The sequence below is a fragment of the Undibacterium umbellatum genome (genome assembly GCF_014284125.1).
GTDB classification, from domain to species: Bacteria; Pseudomonadota; Gammaproteobacteria; order Burkholderiales; family Burkholderiaceae_D; genus Undibacterium; species Undibacterium umbellatum.
Genome location: NZ_JACOFX010000003.1, coordinates 48,855 through 68,953, shown reverse-complemented (window position 1 = coordinate 68,953; position 20,099 = coordinate 48,855). Strand labels below are relative to the sequence as shown.

Below are 20,099 nucleotides of genomic sequence, written 5' to 3'. Positions count from 1 at the left end.
CACATGCTAACAACAGCCGGAAAGAATTTTTTACCAAATTATTCAGATTTTTATGCTATTTTTAGAAAAATTTACTAAAAATGAGAAAAAATGGACAAAATTGATCTAGAGATCTTGAACATTTTGCAGAAAGATGCCTCCATTGCACTGGCTGACCTGGCCCATGCAGTGCATTTGTCGGTCACGCCCTGCTGGCGGCGTGTGCAAAAACTGCAAGAGGATGGGGTAATCAAACAGCAAGTCACGCTATGCGACCCGGTCAAGCTGAACCTGGGCCTGACGGTGATGGTGGCGCTGAAGGCGGCCCAGCATAATGAAAAGTGGATGCAGCGTTTTATTGCTGGTGTCGGCGCGATACCGGAAATCGTCGAGATCCTGCGCATGAGTGGCGAGATCGACTACCTGTTGAAAGTCTATGTGCCTGATATGGCAGGTTTTGATCAGGTCTATAAAAAACTGGTGAAGGTAGCCGACTTGCAGGATGTCAGCTCCAGCTTTGTGATGGAAGTCATCAAGAATACCACGGCCTTACCGCTGAATTATGCGGTGCTGAAAAGCGGTAAGTCCTGAGTTTGTTCAACCTCTGAAGCGATAATGTTCTTGCGTGAACAAGTCTATGCCACATTGCAGGTTTTCTATCCAGTCCAGAAAAGCGGTGATAGCTTCACGGCCTTTGAAATACCGTCCATGCTGCGGCACCAGCATATCGACATCCATGGTCCTGACCATGTTTGCCCACAAGCGGCAGACTTTGTTGGACACCATATAGCGTTTGTGAAAACCGCTCATGGTGTGCACATGATCGAGGAATTGCGCCTTGGTAGTAATGGCAGCTTCTATGTCATGTGCATCCACCATGGAGGCACCCACGTCGCCAGAAAACAGTATCTTTGATTTGCTGTCGTAGAACTGGAAATTGCCTTCTGCATGCAGAAAATGTGCAGGCACGGCATGGATGATGGTGTCGCGCAGACGCACCGGCATTCCTTCATCCGGAATGCCGACGATGCGGCCTTCTGCACGGTTCAGGTTACAGAAATGCGGCACAAAGCGCGACCATAATTTCGATACATACAAATCACAATTCGTACCCATCAGCCACTTGTCGAGCGCACCTATGATGTCCGGGTCCTGGTGTGATGCGAACAGGTATTTGAGGTCTTTCTTCGGCAAATATTTGTGCATACTCACTAGCAGTGCATTGTAGGTCAGGTTGCCGGAAGGGTCTATCAAGGCACCCTCACCTTCTGATACGACAAGGAACTGGTTGGCCTGGACGGCATGGTCTGCAGTGTCATCCAGCAGATCATTAAACATCACGCAGATGTGTTTGCCATCATTAAAAAGTTCTATCGCCAATTGATCCTCGCATAGCTGAGCTGTGAACTGGTCATTGTAAGAAAACTGGCAAGCCTGCCCTTGACATGGATCAAGTACAAGCCAGTCCTTTGGCTAATCCAGTTCACATGAAATCTTGTCATCTGTACTTACTGCCACAGCGCGAGACTGGCAAAACAGCTACACTCTTGTGAGCAGAAGTAAATCAATCACCCCATTTTTCCTGGCTGACGCACGCATGATAGAACGCATACTTTCCATCATCCTTCCTGTATTCATTATCATAGGCCTGGGTTACGCCTATGCACGGCGCAAAGGTCCGGCGGCGGCAGCAGATATGGTCTCGGTCAACCGTATCAGCATGGACGTGCTATGCCCACTGCTGATTTTCACTGCGCTGGCGGGCAAGGATTTTGATGTGACCCACAACCTGTGGCTGATACTGGCGGGTCTCCTGATTGCTCTGGGCTCAGGTTTGCTGGCCTGGCCTGTAGCGCGCCTGCTGGGTTACGATGTGCGCAGCTTTGTGCCGCCCATGATGTATAACAACTGCGGCAATATGGGCTTGCCGCTTGCGGCACTGGCCTTTGGCACCAGCGGCCTGTCGGCTGCGGTGGCGCTCTTCATGGCTTGCAACCTGGTGTATTTTACTGTGGGCATACGCATCATCCAGCACGGCCATCCTGATCATCAGGATAACCCATGGCGCTTTTTGTTAAGCCCAATGATGCTGGCGATGGCGGCGGGTATGTTGTTCGCAATCTTGCATGTTCCCTTGCAGCCTACACTCTTCCTGGCTTTGAAAATGACGGGCGATGCCTGCATCCCCATCATGTTGTTTGCTCTGGGTGTGCGCATGCTGGACATCAATTTCGCCAGCTGGCGCATAGGCGTGGCGGGTGCCATCGTTTGCCCGCTGGCAGGTTTGCTGGTGGCCGGGATACTGGAATTTATCTTGCCGCTGACAGCAACCCAGCGCGGCCAGATGTATCTCTTTGCCGCTCTGCCCCCAGCAGTATTTTGCTTCATGGTGGCGGAACAATACCAACAGGAACCAGATAAGGTGGCTTCGATAGTTTTGCTGGGTAATGCTGCTGCCCTGCTGTTTGTGCCTTTGGGATTGTGGCTGGGTTTGCGTTAAACTTTCTCACAATAAAAATCCCCGGAAGATGATGTCTTCCGGGGATTTTTTGAGTCTTTACTTACATCAAACCAGGCGCTGCCAGATTGCAGTCGTTGCCGCAGCCTGATTCAGGGAATAGAAATGCAAGCCAGGTGCGCCACCAGCCAGCAGGCGTTCACACATGGCAGTAACCACATCCAGCCCAAAGGCTTTGATGGATGCAGTATCGTCACCATAACTGGCCAGTTTCAGGCGTATCCAGCGCGGGATTTCTGCGCCGCACATTTCAGAGAAACGCTGTAACTGTGTGCTGTTGGTGATAGGCATGATGCCCGCCACAATAGGCGCCGTCACACCCGCCTTGCGCGCTTCCTCCGTAAAACGGAAGTAGGCATCAGCATTATAAAAATACTGGGTGATGGCGGCATTTGCACCAGCATTCATCTTGCGCACGAAGCTGTTCAAATCATCCTGCGGCGAGCGTGCCTGCGGATGCATTTCAGGATAGGCAGCCACTTCGATATGGAACCAGTCACCGGTCTCGGCGCGAATGAATTCCACCAGCTCATTGGCATAACGGAATTCACCGCCCATGCCATAACCGCTGGGCAAGTCACCACGCAAAGCAACCAGGCGACGGATATCATTGGCCTTGAATTCATTCAATATAGTGCGAATGGATTCACGTGTACCACCAACGCATGAGAGATGCGGTGCAGCATCATGGCCTTCACGGCGTATCTCGGTTACTGTATCAAGCGTGCCCTGCTGGGTAGTACCACCAGCACCAAAAGTGACAGAGAAATATTTGGGATTAAGTTCGGCCAGTTTGGCCCTTGTGACACGCAGCTTTTCCGTGCCTTCCGCCGTCTTGGGCGGGAAAAATTCTATGCTGAAATCAGGCGTTGTCATCTTTTTTCTGTTGCAACAATAAGGTCGAGAGTGCCCAGGAGATCACGCTGTACAACAAAGCTCCAACAACTGATGCCCAAAAGCCAGTAACGTGGAAGCCATCCACCATATTTGCCACGCCCCAGAACAGCAAGCCATTGATGACAAAGATAAACAAGCCCAGACTTAACACCGTTGCAGGCAAGGTGAGTATCACAAAGATCGGGCGGATGATGGTGTTGACCAGACCCAGCACCACAGCCACAACAAGCGCTGTGCCAAAGCTGTCGATTTGCACCGACGATATCAGATATGGGATCGCCAGCAAAGCCAGCGCATTAACTAACCAGGTTGCCAGTAAACGCATACATGCTCCTGTCCATAGATTTGAAAGCTACCCCTTGGGGGTAGCTTCACAACACATAAATCCGGATCGGCCATTAATATCGCAAACACAAGGCAAACCCGGATGGTGATTAATAACGGTAGTGATCTGGCTTGTAAGGGCCATTTTGATTCACGCCGATATAGGCAGCCTGTTCTTCTGTCAGCACGCTCAGTTGTGCATTGAGTTTTTTCAATTGCAGACGGGCGACTTTTTCATCCAGGTGCTTAGGCAGAGTGTAGACGCCTACTGGATATTTCGCTGTGTTGGCAAACAATTCAATTTGTGCAATTGTCTGGTTAGCGAAAGAAGAACTCATCACATAGGATGGGTGGCCAGTACCGCAACCCAGGTTCACCAGACGACCTTCTGCCAGCAAGATGATGCGCTTGCCGTCAGGGAAAATCACGTGGTCAACTTGTGGCTTGATGTTTTCCCAGGTGTATTGCTTCAATGCGGCAACGTCGATTTCATTGTCGAAGTGACCGATGTTGCAAACGATGGCCTGGTCTTTCATCTTCAACATGTGAGCATGGCTGATGACGTGGTAGTTACCTGTTGTCGTCACGAAAATGTCGCCGTGTTCAGCAGCATATTCCATGGTCACGACGCGGTAGCCTTCCATCGCTGCCTGCAATGCGCAGATAGGATCGATTTCAGTTACCCATACTTGGGCAGACAAAGCACGCATGGCTTGGGCAGAACCCTTGCCTACATCACCGTAACCGGCGATAACGGCAACCTTGCCAGCGATCATGACGTCTGTTGCACGCTTGATGCCATCAACGAGGGATTCGCGGCAGCCATACAGGTTGTCGAACTTGGATTTGGTGACGGAATCATTGACGTTGATAGCAGGGAAAGCCAGTTTTCCGTCTTTGTGCATCTGGTACAAACGATGTACACCAGTGGTCGTTTCTTCTGTCACGCCCTTGATTTCAGCCAGGCGCTTGGAGTACCAGGTGCCATCAATCGCCAGGTGTTTTTTGATCGCATTGAACAGGCAGATTTCTTCTTCTGAACCTGGATTAGCCAGCACAGAAATATCTGTTTCTGCGCGGGTACCCAGATGCAGCAACAAGGTCGCGTCACCGCCATCATCAAGAATCATGTTGGAATAGCCGCCGTCTTTCCATTCGAAAATACGGTGAGTGAAATCCCAATATTCATCCAGGTTTTCGCCTTTGAATGCGAAGACCGGTGTGCCGCCAGCAGCAATCGCCGCTGCTGCGTGATCTTGCGTAGAGTAGATATTGCAAGATGCCCAGCGCACCTCTGCCCCCAAAGCAAGCAGTGTTTCGATCAACACAGCAGTCTGGATGGTCATGTGCAGAGAGCCGGTGATACGGGCACCCTTCAGAGGTTGGCTGGCCGCGAATTCTTCACGGATAGCCATCAGGCCTGGCATTTCTGTTTCGGCAATGCGGATTTCTTTACGGCCCCAGTCAGCCAGACTCAGGTCAGCAACGAAAAAATCCTGGGAAGTATTGGTAGTGGATGTGTTTGCTACGATGGCGTTCATCACGCCCTCCTTTCTGATGAAAAAAGTAACGTGAGCGCAGTTATGAATATCCCAAGCCTGGCAAAAACTCGTCGTTTTCGTCGCAACGCTCCTTGGAAGACTTGAAGTATAGCGCAGCTCCGGGCTTTGTGCAGATTTCTTGCTATTTGTAACGAATAAGTCCTAAAAAGAAAACTGACCACCCTTTGCAGGGATTTGGCATTTAAGCAATCGTGAGACTTTTATAGAATTAGTTTAGTATTTTCTCAAAGCAAACAGCCTCTGGCCGTCCAGCATATTTACCAAAGTTTGGAATCCGTGCATAGCCATGTTTTTCATAAAAGGCAACGGCTCGCTGGTTGACCAGGCGGGTTTCCAGACGCAGTCTGTGATAACCATATTCCCTGGCAGCAGCCTCAAGATGTATCAGTATGGCAAGGCCAGCGCCTGCAACCTGCGCATACATACGCTTGACCTCCGCCACACCTTCGCCTATGGGGCGAAAGGCACCGCAGCCCACTGCCTTGCCTTCCACATTACATGCCAGCACAAACAAGGCACCCGGCACGCGCACATCCGCTGCATCAAAGGATGAACGCCCACTGTTACCGGTAATGGCAGCCAGGCGGGCGGAGAGTTCATCCAGTAAAGCAACAGCCTCGGGTAGGGCGGGATCTGCGGCGGCTATGTGAAACTGATGCATGCGAGTAAGTACCAGCTAGTCTGTTAATGCCCGTCAAAATTACAGACTGTGAACAACGGCAAGCCACTGTCCTTGATGATCTTGGACCCACCCAACTCAGGCAAGTCAACGATGACAGCGCCTTCCACTACAGTAGCGCCCAGGCGTTCCAGCAATTTCTTGCCTGCCATCATGGTACCTCCAGTGGCGATCAGGTCGTCGATCAACACTACACGGTCACCTTTTTTGCAGGCGTCGGAATGCAATTCAACCGTCGCACTGCCATATTCGAGTTCGTATTGCTCAGACACCGTATGGAAAGGCAGCTTGCCTTTCTTGCGGATAGGCACGAAACCCAGGTTCAGCTCATAGGCCACCACAGAACCGATGATAAAGCCGCGCGCATCCAGGCCAGCCACGACGTCGAGCTTTTCATCCATGTAGCGATGCACGAACATGTCAATCAGTACACGGAATACTTTAGGATTTTGCAACAAGGGGGTAATGTCGCGAAACATCACGCCAGCTTGTGGCCAGTTTTCCACCGTGCGTATATGTTGTTTAATGTATTCGGCCGGATTCAACATCGAGCATGTCCTTCAATTTAAAATAACCCGCTATTTTAACAGCCGCTGCTCTGCTCTAGCGACTGCTTCGGAAGTTCCCCTGACAACGACCACGTCACCATCCTGTAAAACGATGTCATCCAGATGATCAAGCCTGGCTTTGCCGCGCCGGACGGCATGGATATCGACTTCAAATTCTTCCAGCTTCAAGTCTGCCAAATGTAGACCGAGTGCATTGGCGCGTTCGGTCAACACGACGGTATGCAAGCGTATCTGCATGTTCTCAGGGCTATCGGCAGCATCACTGGCACCGTGAAAGAAGCCACGCAGGGATTCATAACGGGCATCCCTGGCCGCCTGCACCCTGTGTACCACGCGCCGCAAGGGCACACCCAGCATGACCAGGGCATGGGACGCCAACATCAGGCTGCCTTCCATGAGTTCTGGCACTACTTCGGTGGCACCAGCCGCCCTGAGTTTATCAAGGTCTACATCATCATGGCTGCGCACAATGACAGGCAGACTAGGGTTCATTTCATTGACGAAATGCAAAATCTTGAGGGCAGAGGCTGTGCTGGTGTAAGTCACTACCAGCGCGGAAGCACGGTTGACGCCAGCCGCCAGCAGACTTTCACGCCGTGCCGCATCGCCATAAGAGACATTGGCACCGGCAGTCTGGGCTTCCCGCACACGGTCAGGATCAAGATCAAGCGCGTGGTAATCGATATTTTCTTCTGCCAGGATACGCGCCAGGCTTTGACCGCTGCGGCCAAAACCGGCAATGATCACATGCTTCTTGGTGGTCATGGTGCGTGCAGCAATTTGAGTCAGTGCCAGCGATTGCATCATCCATTCATTGGCGGAGAACTTCATGACGATGGCATCCGACTTGGCCAGGATAAAAGGCGAGATCAGCATGGATATCACCATCGACGCCAAAATCAATTGCACCAGCAAAGGGTCTACCAGTTGTAAACCACCTGCCTGATTCAGCAAAACGAAACCGAATTCACCCGCCTGTGCCAAGCCCAGCCCAGTGCGCAAGGCAACACTGGTGGAATTGCCGAAGACACGAGCCAAAGCAGCAATCAGTACAAATTTCAACAGAACCGGCCCGGTCAGCAGCAACAACACCAGCCAGAATTGTTCAAATACCAGCCTGACATTGAGCAACATGCCGACGGTAATAAAGAACAGCCCTAGCAACACATCGCGGAAGGGCTTGATGTCTTCTTCCACCTGATGTCGGTATTCGGTTTCAGAAATCAGCATGCCGGCAACAAAGGCCCCCAGCGCCATCGACAAGCCCGCCTTCTCAGTCAGCCAGGCAGCACCAAGAGTAATAAATAAGAGGTTCAGCATGAACAACTCTTGCGAGCGCCGCCTGACCACGATATGGAACCAGGCACGCATGAGTTTTTGCCCTACCACCAGCAGCAAGATCAGCACGACAACTGCCTTACCACTCGCCAGTGCCAGGGTCTTGCCCAGATCAGGAGACTTCGATGCCAGTGCTGGCACCAGGATCAGCAGCGGCACCACGGCCAAATCCTGGAACAGCAGCACGCTGATGATTTGCCTGCCATGCAGGCTTTCCAGCTCCAGCCTTTCCGTCAACATTTTGGAGACGATAGCTGTCGATGACATGGCCAGCGCGCCACCAAGCGCGAATGAAGCTTCCCAACTAATCTGGAATATGCTGGGCAGCCAGCGGCTGGCGATCCAGCCAAACAGCATGCTGGTGATGATGGTGACCAGCACCTGCGCCATACCCAGGCCAAATACGGCCTTGCGCATGGCCATGAGCTTGGACAGGGAAAATTCCAGGCCTATGGAAAACATCAGGAACACCACGCCGAACTCAGCCAGTTCATGGGTAACCGCACCGTCTTCAGCCACCCCCAAGCCATGCGGGCCGATGAGAATGCCGACCACCAGATAACCCAACATGGGCGGCAGTTGCAGCATGCGGAAGGCGACCACGCCCAAGACGGCAGCAGCCAGCAGTAAAAGTGTAGTATCCAGACCTGTCATGTTGTCTATTATTGCCGATTTATCGCCTTGCTATCCTGCTTTTGGGCAAACATAATTCATTACGTTACAACTGGCAAAGTTTTTGCTTTGAGGATTTCGTTTATACTTCCGACATGAATGAACTGAATGCACCTTTAACTTTTAAACAACAACCCACGACAGACGCCGCTGCCATAGCAAAGCGCGCCCTGAAACTGGCCTGTGAAACCTTGCAAATCGAGGCTGATGCCCTGCTTGCCCTGCAAAAACGCCTGGGCAATGGCGATGCAGCCGGGTTTACCCAAGCGGTCAGCATGTTGTTGGCATGCCACGGTAGGGTCGTGGTTTCTGGCATAGGCAAGTCTGGTCATATTGCACGCAAGATTGCGGCAACCTTTGCCTCTACCGGAACGCCGTCGTTTTTTGTCCATCCCGCGGAAGCCGCTCACGGCGACCTGGGCATGGTAACACCGCAGGATGTGTTTATCGCCATCTCTTACTCCGGCGAAGCCTCAGAGCTGATGTCCATCCTGCCCATCATCAAACGCCTGGGTGTGAAACTGATCGCCATGACTGGCAACCCGGAATCCAGTCTGGGCAAGCTGGCCGATATTCATTTGAACCTGCATGTGGACAAAGAAGCCTGCCCGCTGAACCTGGCACCAACGGCCAGCACCACGGTCACGCTGGCACTGGGCGATGCCTTGGCGGTGGCAGTGTTGGATGCGCGCGGCTTTCGAGAAGAAGACTTTGCCCGTTCCCACCCAGGCGGTTCACTGGGCCGTCGTCTGCTGACCCATGTCAGGGATGTCATGCGCGTTGATGATGCCATACCGCAAGTCGGCCCGGAAACCAGCCTGAAAACTGCGCTACTGGAAATCACCAAGAAGGGCATGGCGATGACTGCCGTGGTGGACGAGCACCAGCATGTGCTGGGCATTTTCACCGATGGTGACTTGCGCCGCCTGATGGATGGCACGCGTGATTTTACCCAGTTGCGCATAGCCGATGTCATGAATCACGCACCGCGTCGCATACGCCCTGAACAATTGGCGGTGGAAGCTGTCGAAGTCATGGAAACTTACCGCATCAACCAGTTGCTGGTCGCAGACGACAGCGGCAAACTGGTGGGTGCCTTGCATATACATGACCTGACCAGGGCCAAGGTGATTTAATGGATAAAGCGACAGCAATAGCAAGGGCCAGCAAGGTCAAATTGATGATTTTTGATGTGGACGGCATCTTGACCGATGGCAGCCTGTATTTTGGCCCCGAAGGTGAAATGATGAAGTGCTTCAATGTGCTGGATGGTCAGGGCATCAAACTCCTGCAACAGGCAGGCATCATCACGGCCATCATCAGTGCGCGGCAATCGGCCATCGTCAGCAAGCGTGCTGCGGATCTTGGTATCAGCCATGTCAGCCAGGGCATCCATGACAAGAAGAGTGCATTCCTTGAACTGCTGGCCAAGCTGGATATCCCGGCACAAGAATGCGGTTTTATCGGCGACGATGTGATTGATTTGCCGATACTGACAAGAGTTGGCTTTGCTGCCAGCGTACCAAATGCCCATGCCGAAGTTCAACAGCGCGTGCTATACATTACCAATGCCACCGGCGGCCAGGGGGCAGCGCGCGAAGTATGTGACTTTATCCTGCGGGCACAAGGCAAATATGAACAGGCTTTGCAAGCATATCTGACATGAAATCCCACCTGACCATAGACCGCTTCCGCATCTGGCTGGCCGTGATCCTGCTGGGCGTGATCACCATGGGCACCATCTGGGTCATGGAAGTCATACGTCGCAATGCCGACGATGAACAAAACCGCAGTTCAGCCAGATCAGCGCCAGATTATTATGTAGAAAAATTTAATTTCATACGTCTGTCAAATAATGGCAAGGCCAACTACCACATCACTGGTGACAACCTGGTGCATTTGCCTCGCAATGACAGCATAGAAATCCGCAACCCGCAAATCAATAGCTTTGATCAGGGTCGCCCACCTCTACATCTGCGTGCTGACCTCGCGGTAGTGGCACAAAAATCATCGTTGATCACACCCAGGCGTGATCATGACGAAGTTCATTTGTACGACCATGTCAGCATGGAAAGGCCAGAGGGTTTAAGTTCTCAATTTGTCCGCGTAGAATCGGATTATCTATTGCTATTGCCAGATGAAGATATTGTCAGAACCGACAAACCCATCTCTATCACCACAGGTAAATCAACATCGACGGCAACCGGCATGCTGGCCAATAATTCGACGCAACATCTGGCACTGCTGAGCAAAGTCCGCATACAGCTTAAAAAGCGTGAAACTGCTCCGGCAAGCACACTCAAATAATTCAGAAAGCAATCATGCATATGAAAAATACTCCATTCTCTCTCGTACGCTTTGCCAGCCTCGCGCTTCTTGGCCTGGCTTGCGCCTCTGCCCATGCAGAAAAAGCCGACAGCAACAAGGAAACTATCATCGAAGCCGGTTATGGCGAGAGTGATGGCAAAACCAGCGTGCGCAGATTGTCCAAGGGCGTTTCCCTGATGCGTGGCACGCTGGTAGTCAAAGCCGAGAACGCCGTTGTCACAGAAGCCCCGAATGGTGACCAGTTCGTCGTCCTGACTGGTGGCAGCAACCGCAAAGTCAGTTTCCGCCAGAAACGCGACGGCGGCCCTGACCTGTGGGTGGATGGCGAGGCAGACCGCGCGGAATACAACCAGAGTACAGAAATCGTCAAATTCATTTCCAAGGCCAAGGTGCGCTATCTGGAAGGCAAAAAAGTCACCCAGGAACAAGAGGGTGAATACTTGTCTTATGATAGCAAGAATGACTTTTTCATCGGCACCAACTCGACCAGTGGCCAGCATGTAGATGGCTCGGGCAGTTTGAAAATCATCCTGCAACCAAAACCAGAAAAGCAGGCTAATTAAGATGACAGCAAAGTCCAGTACCTTGCTCGTCAAGGGATTGCAAAAACGTTATGGTGCACGCCAGGTGGTGCGCGATGTATCCCTGCTCTTGAAAAGCGGCGAAGTAGTTGGTTTGCTGGGTCCGAATGGTGCCGGCAAAACCACCTCCTTCTACATGATCGTAGGCCTGGTACCTTCAGATGCGGGTGACATCACGATTGATGATGTGAATATCTCTCAATTGCCCATCCATGAGCGTGCCGTACTTGGCTTATCTTATTTGCCACAGGAGGCTTCGGTATTCCGCAAGCTGACTGTCGAAGACAATATCCGCGCCGTACTGGAATTGCAAAAAGACAGCGACGGGAAATTTCTTGGCACCAAAAAAATAGAAGAAAGACTGGATGCCCTGCTGGCCGATTTGCAAATAGAAAAAATACGCGAAAGCCAGGCATTATCTCTCTCGGGTGGTGAACGCCGCCGTGTGGAAATTGCCCGCGCACTGGCCACTAATCCACGCTTTGTCTTGCTGGATGAACCTTTTGCCGGTGTTGACCCTATCGCCGTCATCGAGATTCAACGCATAGTGCGCTTTCTCAAGGAGCGAGGCATAGGTGTACTGATTACCGATCATAATGTGCGCGAAACACTGGGCATTTGTGATCACGCCTATATCATAAATCAAGGCGCGGTACTTGCCAGCGGCAAGCCTGACGACATTATCCAAAATGAATCTGTACGTCGCGTTTATCTCGGAGAACACTTCCGGATGTGACGGGAATCATCATGAAACAAAGCCTGCAACTACGTACCTCACAACATCTGGCCTTAACGCCGCAATTGCAGCAATCAATACGATTATTGCAGTTATCCACTTTGGAATTGCATCAGGAGCTGGAGACGCTGCTGACCGATAACCCAATGCTGGAACGCGTGGACGATCCCCTCGATCATGCCGTGCGCCTGCTGGCTGACGGTGCCATCAATACCAGCAGCACCTCTGCCGATGCTGGCATGGAAGTACCAACACAAAGAGAAGAAACCGATAAATCCGCCGAACCTGCGGCGGCTGATGCCGAAACCGTCATCAGCAACGACAGCACTACCTCCAGCGAAGAAGACTGGGGCTTTGATGACGTGCAGCATGGCAGCAAGTCTGGTGATGATGAAGATGGGCGCCCGCAACTGGGTGCCGCCCACATCACTCTGCGTGAACATTTGCTGGAGCAAATGCGCCTGAACTTGCGCGAACCGCGTGACCGCGCTCTGGTCGAATTGATGATCGATGCGCTGGACAGCAATGGCTACCTGACCGAAACCCTGGACGAAATACATGCAAGTCTGCCACTGGAACTTGCCGTCGAGCCAGAAGAACTTGGTTTTGCCCTGAACATGTTGCAAAGCTTTGACCCGGCAGGTGTCGGTGCCCGCAGCCCATCTGAATGCCTGGCCCTGCAAATCAGGCGTATGCCCAAAGTGGCTTTTGTCACACGCAGGCTGGCATTGCAAATTGTTGAAACACAACTGAGTTTATTTGCACAAAGAGATTTCACCAAACTCAAGAAAATTCTTGATTGCGACGATGAAGATTTGCGCGATGCACAAACCGTCATCAGGCTTTGCCAGCCCCGGCCAGGCATTGCCTTTGCGGTTGATGAATCAGATTATGTGGTGCCAGATGTGATCGTCAGAAAATCGGACAATGGCTGGCAGGTCATGCTGAATCAGGACGTGATGCCCAGGCTGCGGGTCAGCAGCATGTATGCCAATATCATGAAGCAAAACCGCGGTGAGGCTGGGCTGGGCACACAATTGCAGGAAGCACGCTGGCTGATAAAGAATATGCGGCAACGTTTCGACACTATTTTGCGCGTTGCACAAGCGATAGTTGAAAGACAACGCAATTTTTTCACCCACGGTGCTGTTGCCATGCGCCCCCTTGTTTTGCGCGAAATTGCTGATACACTAGGATTACACGAGAGCACTATCTCACGTGTAACAACTCAAAAATACATGTTGACCCCACATGGCATGTTTGAGTTGAAGTATTTTTTCGGCAGCCATGTCGCGACGGAAACAGGGGGTGAAGCATCTTCCACCGCGATACGTGCACTCATCAAGCAGCTGATAGGAGCAGAAGACCAGAAAAGCCCACTCTCTGATAGCAAAATTGCAGACATGCTGGGTGAACAGGGCATGGTAATTGCCCGACGGACAGTTGCCAAATACCGTGAAGCCCTCAAAATCCCCCCAGTGAGTTTGCGTAAATCTTTGTAAGTAGTCCTTGTAATCACGGTTTGAATTGCTATATATGATTTAGCTCAAAGCAAATAAAGGCCAAGAGCGTATCGTTACAGCAAGTAACATCACTATAGGAGCACAGTATGAATCTCACCATCAGTGGACACCACGTCGAAGTAACTCCTGCAATTCGTGAATATGTACATACCAAACTAGAACGTATCAGGCGGCATTTCGACCAGGTCATTGATATCGCCGTCATCCTGACGGTGGACAAGCTCCGGGAAAAGGATAAACGACACAAAGCCGACATTAACCTGCATATCAGCGGTAAAGATATCCATGTTGAAAGTCTGGCGCATGATCTGTATGCAGCAATTGATGCACTGGTAGACAAACTGGATCGCCAGGTCATCAAGCATAAAGACAAGATCCAGGACCATCAGCACGACGCTATCAAGCACATACCTGATCCGGCATCGGCTTCATAAGACCCCAGTCCTTACCCGAACAGGGTTGTGGACATCCAAAACAAGGACGCTAGAAGGCGTCCTTTTTGTTGGGTGATGGGTTTTGATTTAACGATTTACCTCAATCATTAATTGAATTGCCCTGCGACAATCCGTACACGTATTAACCATCATTCCTGCGTAGGCAGGAATCTAGTGGCGTTTGTTGCATGCAGCACTTTGACTAAAACGATTGCTCTTTGTGGATACAAGCCGGGTCTCGGCCCGGCAGCCGAAATACTTTCTTTGCGTCGCCAAAGAACGTATTCAAAGAAAGGCGACCCAAGCGTCGTCGCCCCTGCGGGGTTCCCATTTGTGCAATACAAAAAATGGGAAAGTCCGAAAACTCGCTACGCTCAAACATCGGCCTTTCTCTTTCCATTTTCTGTATTGCACAAATGGCGTCGACACATGGGAACTGCCAAAGTCAAAAAACAACTTCAACCCCAAACCCGACAGCAACTGCAACTGCAACTGCAACTGCAACTGCAACTGCAACTGCAACTGCAACTGCAACGAGCATGCTGTTTTTACGCTATTTCCTCATAAGCATATACACCCCGTGACGCCCACGCCTGACAAAGTTAAAATAGCAGCTTCATCCCCTACCCTGCATAGTCAATCACCATGAGCGAATTTGTACTTACCTCCGTCAAGAACAATATAGGCTACATCACCCTCGACAGACCTAGAGCATTGAACTCGCTGTCTCTCGATATGGTAAGAGCACTGACTACGATTTTGCTGGCCTGGCAGGATGATCAAAGTGTGCGTGCCGTGTTTATCCATAGCAGTAGCGAAAAGGCATTTTGTGCTGGTGGTGATATCCGTTTTTTCTATGACGTAGGTACTGCCACACCCAAGGGCGACTCAGCCCTGCTGGAAGATTTCTTCACTGAGGAATATGCCTTAAATCATTTAATCCATTTCTACCCAAAACCCTATATCGCGCTGATGAATGGCGTGGTGATGGGCGGTGGTATGGGTATCGCGCAGGCAGGAGCAAATTGTCGTTTGCGCATCGTCACTGAGCGTACCAAGATGGCCATGCCGGAAGTGAATATTGGCCTTTTCCCAGATGTGGGCGGCGGCTATTTCCTGTCTCGTACTGAGGGTGAAATTGGCACTTACCTGGGCCTGACAGGTGAGATCATTACAGCCGCTGATGCCATCTACGCAGGGCTGGCGGATGTCTATATCCCCACCGCAGAAATACCAGCATTGATGAACTTGCTTAGTGAAAGCAAGGCTACAGACTTGCGTCTGGCGATACGCGATTTTGCTACGGCTTTTGTAGATCAGGCAAAACCGGATACCAGCAAACTGGCTACACAACACGCTGCAATCAACAACATATTTGCTGGCAATAGCGTTACTGCCATCAGTGAAAAACTACAACAGGACAACAGCGAGTTTGCCCAGCAAACCCTGGCCACCATGCAAAAGCGTTCGCCTCTGCTGATGTCAGTCACACTGGAACAATTGCGCCGCAGTAAAGACATGACAGTATCAGCATGCCTGCGCATGGAAAGAAACATGGTACGCCACTGCTTCAAGCATGGCGAAGTGCTGGAAGGTGTACGCGCGCTGGTGGTAGATAAAGACAATAACCCACGCTGGTCACCTGAGACATTGGAGGAAGTGACGACAGAGCAAGTGACAGGGTTCTTTGCAGAAGCCTGGCCAGCTCATGCGCATCCTTTGCGGTATTTGGAGGGGTGAGTTGAACTGTTGATTGATCAGAGTGTTAATCAATCACGTATCTAAAAATTTAGACCAAGGTCGTGTTGACGTTGATTTTGACTTTCTGCAGTTCCCATGTGTCGACGCCGTTTGTGCAGTACAGAAAATGGATTAAGAAATGCCCGTGTTTGAGCGTAGCGAGTTTCGGGCATTTCCCATTTTTTGTACTGCACAAACGGGAACCCCGCAGGGGCGACGACGCCTGGGTCGCCTTTCTTTGAATACTTTCTTTGGCGACGCAAAGAAAGTATTTCGGCTGCCGGGCCGAGACCCGGCTTGGTTCTACGAAAGGCAACCGCTTTAGTCAAAGTGCAATATTCAACGAACAACACGGCATACCACGAACGCCGCTAGATTCCTGCCTACGCAGGAATGACGTGAATAAGATTGCCATAAAATCCAAGGCTGAGCAGCTAGCTATGGGCGACCATCACTTCAACTCAAACGCCTTCTTATCCCCCTTAAACCACCCCGCCAACCCCGCAACAAATTCTTGCGCCCCATTCCTATCCCCATACCTCAAACCATGACTGGCACCAGGAAATTCCACAAACTGAAAATCCTTTTCTGGATGCTTCAAGAAATGATCCCGCAAGGCATGCCCTGATTCAATCGGCACACTCTCATCCTTCTCACCCATCGCTACCACCATGGGAATATTCAGACTTGCATACACATTCAAAGGATAAGTAAACAAATGACCTGACCAATAGGCATAGGGATGACCAAAGAACTCTTTCTTAAGGCTCTTGCCATCTTTTTTGATCTCTGCATAGACCTGTAAAAAATAGTCGCGTGAAAATGGCTTGGCATAAGGTTCCACCCCGCGGTCTGCAAAGATCAAAAACTCTTCACTCTGCGGTAAACCTCCACTACCCGCGGTTGCCAGCCAGCCGATTTTATTGCTGTCCCTGGCGATATAAGGAGCAACCGCTCCCCCCTCAGAAAAGCCCAATACAGCAATAGACCGTGCAGGCATTTTTTTCAGTTCAGGCTCGATCGATAGAAATTTCAAATGATCGGACAATCGTTTGCCGAACTGATCTGCAGCCAGAAACGCTTCAGAGCATTTGCTGCCATCTGCATTTTTGGCAACGCCAGGTTTTTCCAGATAATAGACATTCACCGCTCCGGGGTAGCGCTCAAAAAACATCGGCAAACGAACTGCAAAATCATCACATCCCGAACCGCTGACCAGTAATATAGGACGACCAGGTGTTATCGCCGCAGGATCAGATAAATGATAGTAACGCCTTTGCTTGCCATCGATTTTTATGCTGTGTTCTTGCAGCACAGGTGCCGCCATCGCGGAAGCGCAAAAGAACGTGATGAATGCCAGAACGATTTGGAGAACGCGCGAAGAAATAGAATTGATATGCATGGGCTGGCGTGATTTACTTAAATGACTTAAGAAAATATCACAGCCCTGCCAGCAATGCGATAAAAATGAAAATGGGGAGCAAGCTCCCCATTCCTCAAACTTGCCAAACTTGCATGAGCGTTGCTATCAATGCTGCGCACCACCACCCAAATAAGCAGCCTTCACCGCCGGATCATTCTGCAAACTGGCCGCCGGGCCATGTACAGATATTCTGCCATTTTCCAGCACATAGCCATAGTCAGCCACGGCCAAAGCAGCCGCTGCAAACTGCTCCACCAGCAGCATGGTCGTGCCCTGCTCTTTTAAACGCACGATGATGCGAAAAACTTCATCGACCAGAATAGGAGCAAGTCCCATCGAGGGCTCATCCAGCAAGACCACATCAGGATTAAGCATGACGGCTCTCGCCATCGCCAGCATTTGTTGCTCACCGCCAGACAAGGTACCAGCCAACTGGTTCTTGCGCTCTTTCAGGCGCGGGAACAATTCCATGGCTTTTTGCAGATCACTTTCTATATCTCCACGCGGGCGGCTTCGTGTGAAACGCGGGAAAGCACCAAGCAAAAGATTATCGGTCACCGACATGGTGGCAAACACGCGTCGGCCTTCCGGCGAATGTGCCAGACCTGCCCTGGCGATCTTGTGAGAATCCAGACCGGTGACATCTTTACCAGCCAGAGTAACGGTGCCTTCTTTAGGCTTCAACATGCCGGAAATCGCGCGCATGGTAGTGGTCTTGCCAGCACCATTGGAACCAATAAGGGTGACGACTTTGCCCTTGGGCACGTCCATGGAAATACCATGCAAGACTTCGACCTTGCCATAGGCTGCATGCAGATTTGATATGGTTAACATTGCTCTCTCCTTATGCTGCAGCAACTTCAGTGGCATCAGCTACGCTGCCACCCAGATAGGCTTCGATCACTTTTGGATCGGCCTGTACGGCTGCCGGTTTGCCCTCGGCAATTTTCTGACCAAAATCCAGCACAGTCACAGTATCGCAAATCGACATGACTACATCCATATGATGCTCGATGAGGATGATGGTGATACCGTGCTCACGTATCTTGCGGATGATGGCGATCAAGTCCTTGATATCAGGCGCAGTTAAACCAGCGGCAGGCTCATCCAGCAGCAAGAGCTGCGGATTGAGACCCAGCGCGCGGCCGATTTCCAGCAGGCGTTGCTTGCCGTAGGGCAGATTGCGCGCCTCTTCATTGGCCAGGTCAGCCAGGCCAACAAATTGCAAGATGCTGGCCGCACGCGCTCTTGCCTGCTGTTCTTCACGCAAATATCGTGGCGTATGCAGCATGGCATCACCCACATTACTGCGGAAGGTGCTGTGCAAGCCGACGAGGATGTTTTCTGTTGCCGTCATCTCACCAAACAGTTGCACGTTCTGGAAAGTACGGGCAACACCACCCAGTGCAATTGCCGAGGGCGTGCTGCCAGAGATGACTTTACCGGCAAACTCCACTACCCCATCAGTAGGTTGATAAATACCGGTCAGCACATTCATCATGGTACTTTTGCCGGAACCGTTAGGACCGATCAGGCCATGCACAGTACCTTTGTTAATTTGCAGATCAACCTGGTTCAGTGCTTTCAGACCGCCGAATTGCATGAGAATTTTTCTGCCTGTCAGCAAGACACCAACACGGGTATCGCTGGCGTTGACTATGGCATTGCCTGCATTGGTCTCGGCGCTTTCTGCGTTGACGATGAGATGCTGCTGCCCCTTGCCCAGCAAGCTGTTGACGAAACCGACGATGCCATCCTGCAGGTAATACACGACAAACAAGGTCATCAGGCCAAAGATGGTCAGACGCCAGTCGGTAATGTTTTCCAGCTTGTACGAGAACAAGGCCATGGCCACAGTCGCACCAACTGGCACAATAAGTTCCCCGACTGTCTTGCGCTTTTTGCTGATTGCCAGGCCACCGGCAACTACGGCTATCAATGCAGCCACGGTAGCGATCTTGCGGAACAGTTCTATATCAGCAAGCAGGGATGGCAGCATGACGACGATCAAAGCGCCCAGCAGTGAACCGGTACGTGTCTTGCGTCCGCCCATGATGACTGCCAGCAAGAACATGATGGTCAGTTCAAAGTTGTAGGTATTCGGCGAAATATACTCTTCCGAATACGCATACAGGCTGCCTGCCAGACCAGCCAGCGCTGCGCTGATGACGAAGGCGATGACTTTGTACTTGTAAACTGAAACACCCATGCAATCAGAGGCAATCGGGCTGTCGCGCAAGGCCTGGAATGCACGGCCGTAGTGAGAACGCAAGATGCGGTGAACCACAATCAATGACAGCACCAGCATGACTGCGACAAGGTAGAAAAAACCCACTTCACCGAGCTTTTGCCCAAAGATGACAGGCTTGGTGAGCTTGATACCCATTGGCCCTTCAGTCAGGAAACTCATTTCATTGATGAGAATCTGGATAATGGTACCAAAGGCCAGTGTCACCATGGCCAGGTAAGGCCCGGTCACACGTAGCGCAGGGAGAGCCAGCAAGGCACCAAATACGGCTGTGACAGCGATACTGCAAGGAATGGCGACAAACACCGACATACCAAGCTTGAACACCAGCACACCCGTTGTATACGATCCTATACCAAACAAACCGGCATGGCCGAGAGAAACCTGGCCGGTATAGCCAACCACGATATCCAGACCAAATAAAAGTATGGCGTAGATCAGTATGGTTTCTGCCAGGTGCAGGTAGTAAGGATTGTGCATGACAACCGGCACCAAGGCCAGTGCACCTATACCCAGTACGGAAAGAGTTAAAGTCTGCTTATTCATAT

21 protein-coding genes and 1 riboswitch are annotated in these 20,099 nt (G+C 51.3%); of the genes, 11 read left to right on the top strand and 10 right to left on the bottom strand.

Annotation, left to right across the window (positions count from 1 at the left end):
* Nucleotides 1–90 precede the first annotated feature (90 nt).
* Nucleotides 91–570, top strand: coding sequence for an Lrp/AsnC family transcriptional regulator (locus H8L47_RS08595; RefSeq protein WP_186953180.1), 480 nt, complete (start codon nt 91–93; stop codon nt 568–570).
* A gap of 6 nt (nt 571–576) precedes the next feature.
* Here H8L47_RS08595 and H8L47_RS08590 read toward each other — a convergent pair whose 3' ends face one another.
* Nucleotides 577–1,359, bottom strand: coding sequence for an oxygen-binding di-iron domain-containing protein (locus tag H8L47_RS08590; protein WP_186953179.1), 783 nt, complete (start codon nt 1,357–1,359; stop codon nt 577–579).
* Nucleotides 1,360–1,576: 217 nt separating this feature from the next.
* On the opposite strand from H8L47_RS08590, the gene H8L47_RS08585 reads away from it, so the two are divergent.
* The gene (locus H8L47_RS08585) at nt 1,577–2,479 is read left to right on the top strand and encodes an AEC family transporter (RefSeq protein WP_186953178.1); all 903 of its coding nucleotides are present in this window, start codon (nt 1,577–1,579) and stop codon (nt 2,477–2,479) included.
* Nucleotides 2,480–2,545: 66 nt separating this feature from the next.
* On the opposite strand, the gene metF is transcribed toward H8L47_RS08585, so the two are convergent.
* From metF to H8L47_RS08555, 6 genes are all read right to left on the bottom strand, one after another.
* Nucleotides 2,546–3,373, bottom strand: coding sequence for a methylenetetrahydrofolate reductase [NAD(P)H] (metF, locus tag H8L47_RS08580; RefSeq protein ID WP_186953177.1), 828 nt, complete (start codon nt 3,371–3,373; stop codon nt 2,546–2,548).
* Nucleotides 3,360–3,719, bottom strand: coding sequence for a phage holin family protein (locus H8L47_RS08575; protein ID WP_186953176.1), 360 nt, complete (start codon nt 3,717–3,719; stop codon nt 3,360–3,362). Before H8L47_RS08575 ends, metF begins: the two co-directional genes overlap by 14 nt.
* Before the next feature lie 109 nt (nt 3,720–3,828).
* A complete protein-coding gene (gene ahcY / locus H8L47_RS08570) occupies nt 3,829–5,259 on the bottom strand; it encodes an adenosylhomocysteinase (protein ID WP_186953175.1) in 1,431 nt (476 codons plus the stop codon).
* Nucleotides 5,260–5,284: 25 nt separating this feature from the next.
* Nucleotides 5,285–5,359, bottom strand: a riboswitch (S-adenosyl-L-homocysteine riboswitch).
* Nucleotides 5,360–5,488: 129 nt separating this feature from the next.
* Nucleotides 5,489–5,941, bottom strand: coding sequence for a GNAT family N-acetyltransferase (locus H8L47_RS08565; RefSeq protein ID WP_186953174.1), 453 nt, complete (start codon nt 5,939–5,941; stop codon nt 5,489–5,491).
* 23 nt (nt 5,942–5,964) lie between these two features.
* Nucleotides 5,965–6,507 (bottom strand): adenine phosphoribosyltransferase, encoded by a 543-nt coding sequence (locus H8L47_RS08560; protein WP_186953173.1) that lies wholly within the window; start codon nt 6,505–6,507, stop codon nt 5,965–5,967.
* Nucleotides 6,508–6,537: 30 nt separating this feature from the next.
* On the bottom strand, nt 6,538–8,520 hold the full coding sequence (locus tag H8L47_RS08555; RefSeq protein WP_186953172.1) for a monovalent cation:proton antiporter family protein: 1,983 nt from the start codon (nt 8,518–8,520) through the stop codon (nt 6,538–6,540).
* A gap of 113 nt (nt 8,521–8,633) precedes the next feature.
* Here H8L47_RS08555 and H8L47_RS08550 point away from each other — a divergent pair, with 113 nt between their 5' ends.
* The 9 genes from H8L47_RS08550 to H8L47_RS08510 all read left to right on the top strand — a co-directional run bounded on the left by H8L47_RS08550 (nt 8,634) and on the right by H8L47_RS08510 (nt 15,880).
* A complete protein-coding gene (locus H8L47_RS08550; RefSeq protein WP_186953171.1) occupies nt 8,634–9,674 on the top strand; it encodes a KpsF/GutQ family sugar-phosphate isomerase in 1,041 nt (346 codons plus the stop codon).
* Nucleotides 9,674–10,204, top strand: coding sequence for a KdsC family phosphatase (locus H8L47_RS08545; protein ID WP_186953170.1), 531 nt, complete (start codon nt 9,674–9,676; stop codon nt 10,202–10,204). The genes H8L47_RS08550 and H8L47_RS08545 overlap by 1 nt, the downstream gene beginning before the upstream one ends.
* Entirely contained in the window at nt 10,201–10,845 is a 645-nt protein-coding gene (gene lptC, locus H8L47_RS08540) for an LPS export ABC transporter periplasmic protein LptC (protein ID WP_186953169.1), read from the top strand. Before H8L47_RS08545 ends, lptC begins: the two co-directional genes overlap by 4 nt.
* A gap of 20 nt (nt 10,846–10,865) precedes the next feature.
* A complete protein-coding gene (gene lptA, locus H8L47_RS08535) occupies nt 10,866–11,429 on the top strand; it encodes a lipopolysaccharide transport periplasmic protein LptA (protein ID WP_186953168.1) in 564 nt (187 codons plus the stop codon).
* Nucleotide 11,430: 1 nt separating this feature from the next.
* Complete coding sequence (lptB, locus tag H8L47_RS08530) at nt 11,431–12,183, top strand: LPS export ABC transporter ATP-binding protein (protein WP_186953167.1); 753 nt, start codon at nt 11,431–11,433, stop codon at nt 12,181–12,183.
* Between the two features lie 11 nt (nt 12,184–12,194).
* Nucleotides 12,195–13,685, top strand: a complete 1,491-nt coding sequence (locus H8L47_RS08525; RefSeq protein WP_186953166.1) for an RNA polymerase factor sigma-54 — start codon at nt 12,195–12,197, stop codon at nt 13,683–13,685.
* Nucleotides 13,686–13,792: 107 nt separating this feature from the next.
* Nucleotides 13,793–14,140 (top strand): ribosome hibernation-promoting factor, HPF/YfiA family, encoded by a 348-nt coding sequence (gene hpf / locus H8L47_RS08520; RefSeq protein ID WP_186953165.1) that lies wholly within the window; start codon nt 13,793–13,795, stop codon nt 14,138–14,140.
* A 198-nt stretch (nt 14,141–14,338) separates the two neighbouring features.
* Nucleotides 14,339–14,707, top strand: coding sequence for a hypothetical protein (locus tag H8L47_RS08515; RefSeq protein WP_186953164.1), 369 nt, complete (start codon nt 14,339–14,341; stop codon nt 14,705–14,707).
* A gap of 78 nt (nt 14,708–14,785) precedes the next feature.
* On the top strand, nt 14,786–15,880 hold the full coding sequence (locus H8L47_RS08510) for an enoyl-CoA hydratase/isomerase family protein (protein WP_186953163.1): 1,095 nt from the start codon (nt 14,786–14,788) through the stop codon (nt 15,878–15,880).
* Nucleotides 15,881–16,331: 451 nt separating this feature from the next.
* On the opposite strand, the gene H8L47_RS08505 is transcribed toward H8L47_RS08510, so the two are convergent.
* The 3 genes from H8L47_RS08505 to H8L47_RS08495 all read right to left on the bottom strand — a co-directional run bounded on the left by H8L47_RS08505 (nt 16,332) and on the right by H8L47_RS08495 (nt 20,097).
* Nucleotides 16,332–17,282: an alpha/beta hydrolase family protein gene (locus H8L47_RS08505; protein WP_186953162.1), complete on the bottom strand. Its 951-nt coding sequence runs from the start codon at nt 17,280–17,282 to the stop codon at nt 16,332–16,334.
* A 126-nt stretch (nt 17,283–17,408) separates the two neighbouring features.
* Complete coding sequence (locus tag H8L47_RS08500) at nt 17,409–18,137, bottom strand: ABC transporter ATP-binding protein (RefSeq protein WP_186953161.1); 729 nt, start codon at nt 18,135–18,137, stop codon at nt 17,409–17,411.
* A gap of 10 nt (nt 18,138–18,147) precedes the next feature.
* On the bottom strand, nt 18,148–20,097 hold the full coding sequence (locus H8L47_RS08495) for a branched-chain amino acid ABC transporter ATP-binding protein/permease (protein ID WP_186953160.1): 1,950 nt from the start codon (nt 20,095–20,097) through the stop codon (nt 18,148–18,150).
* Nucleotides 20,098–20,099: the final 2 nt, after the last annotated feature.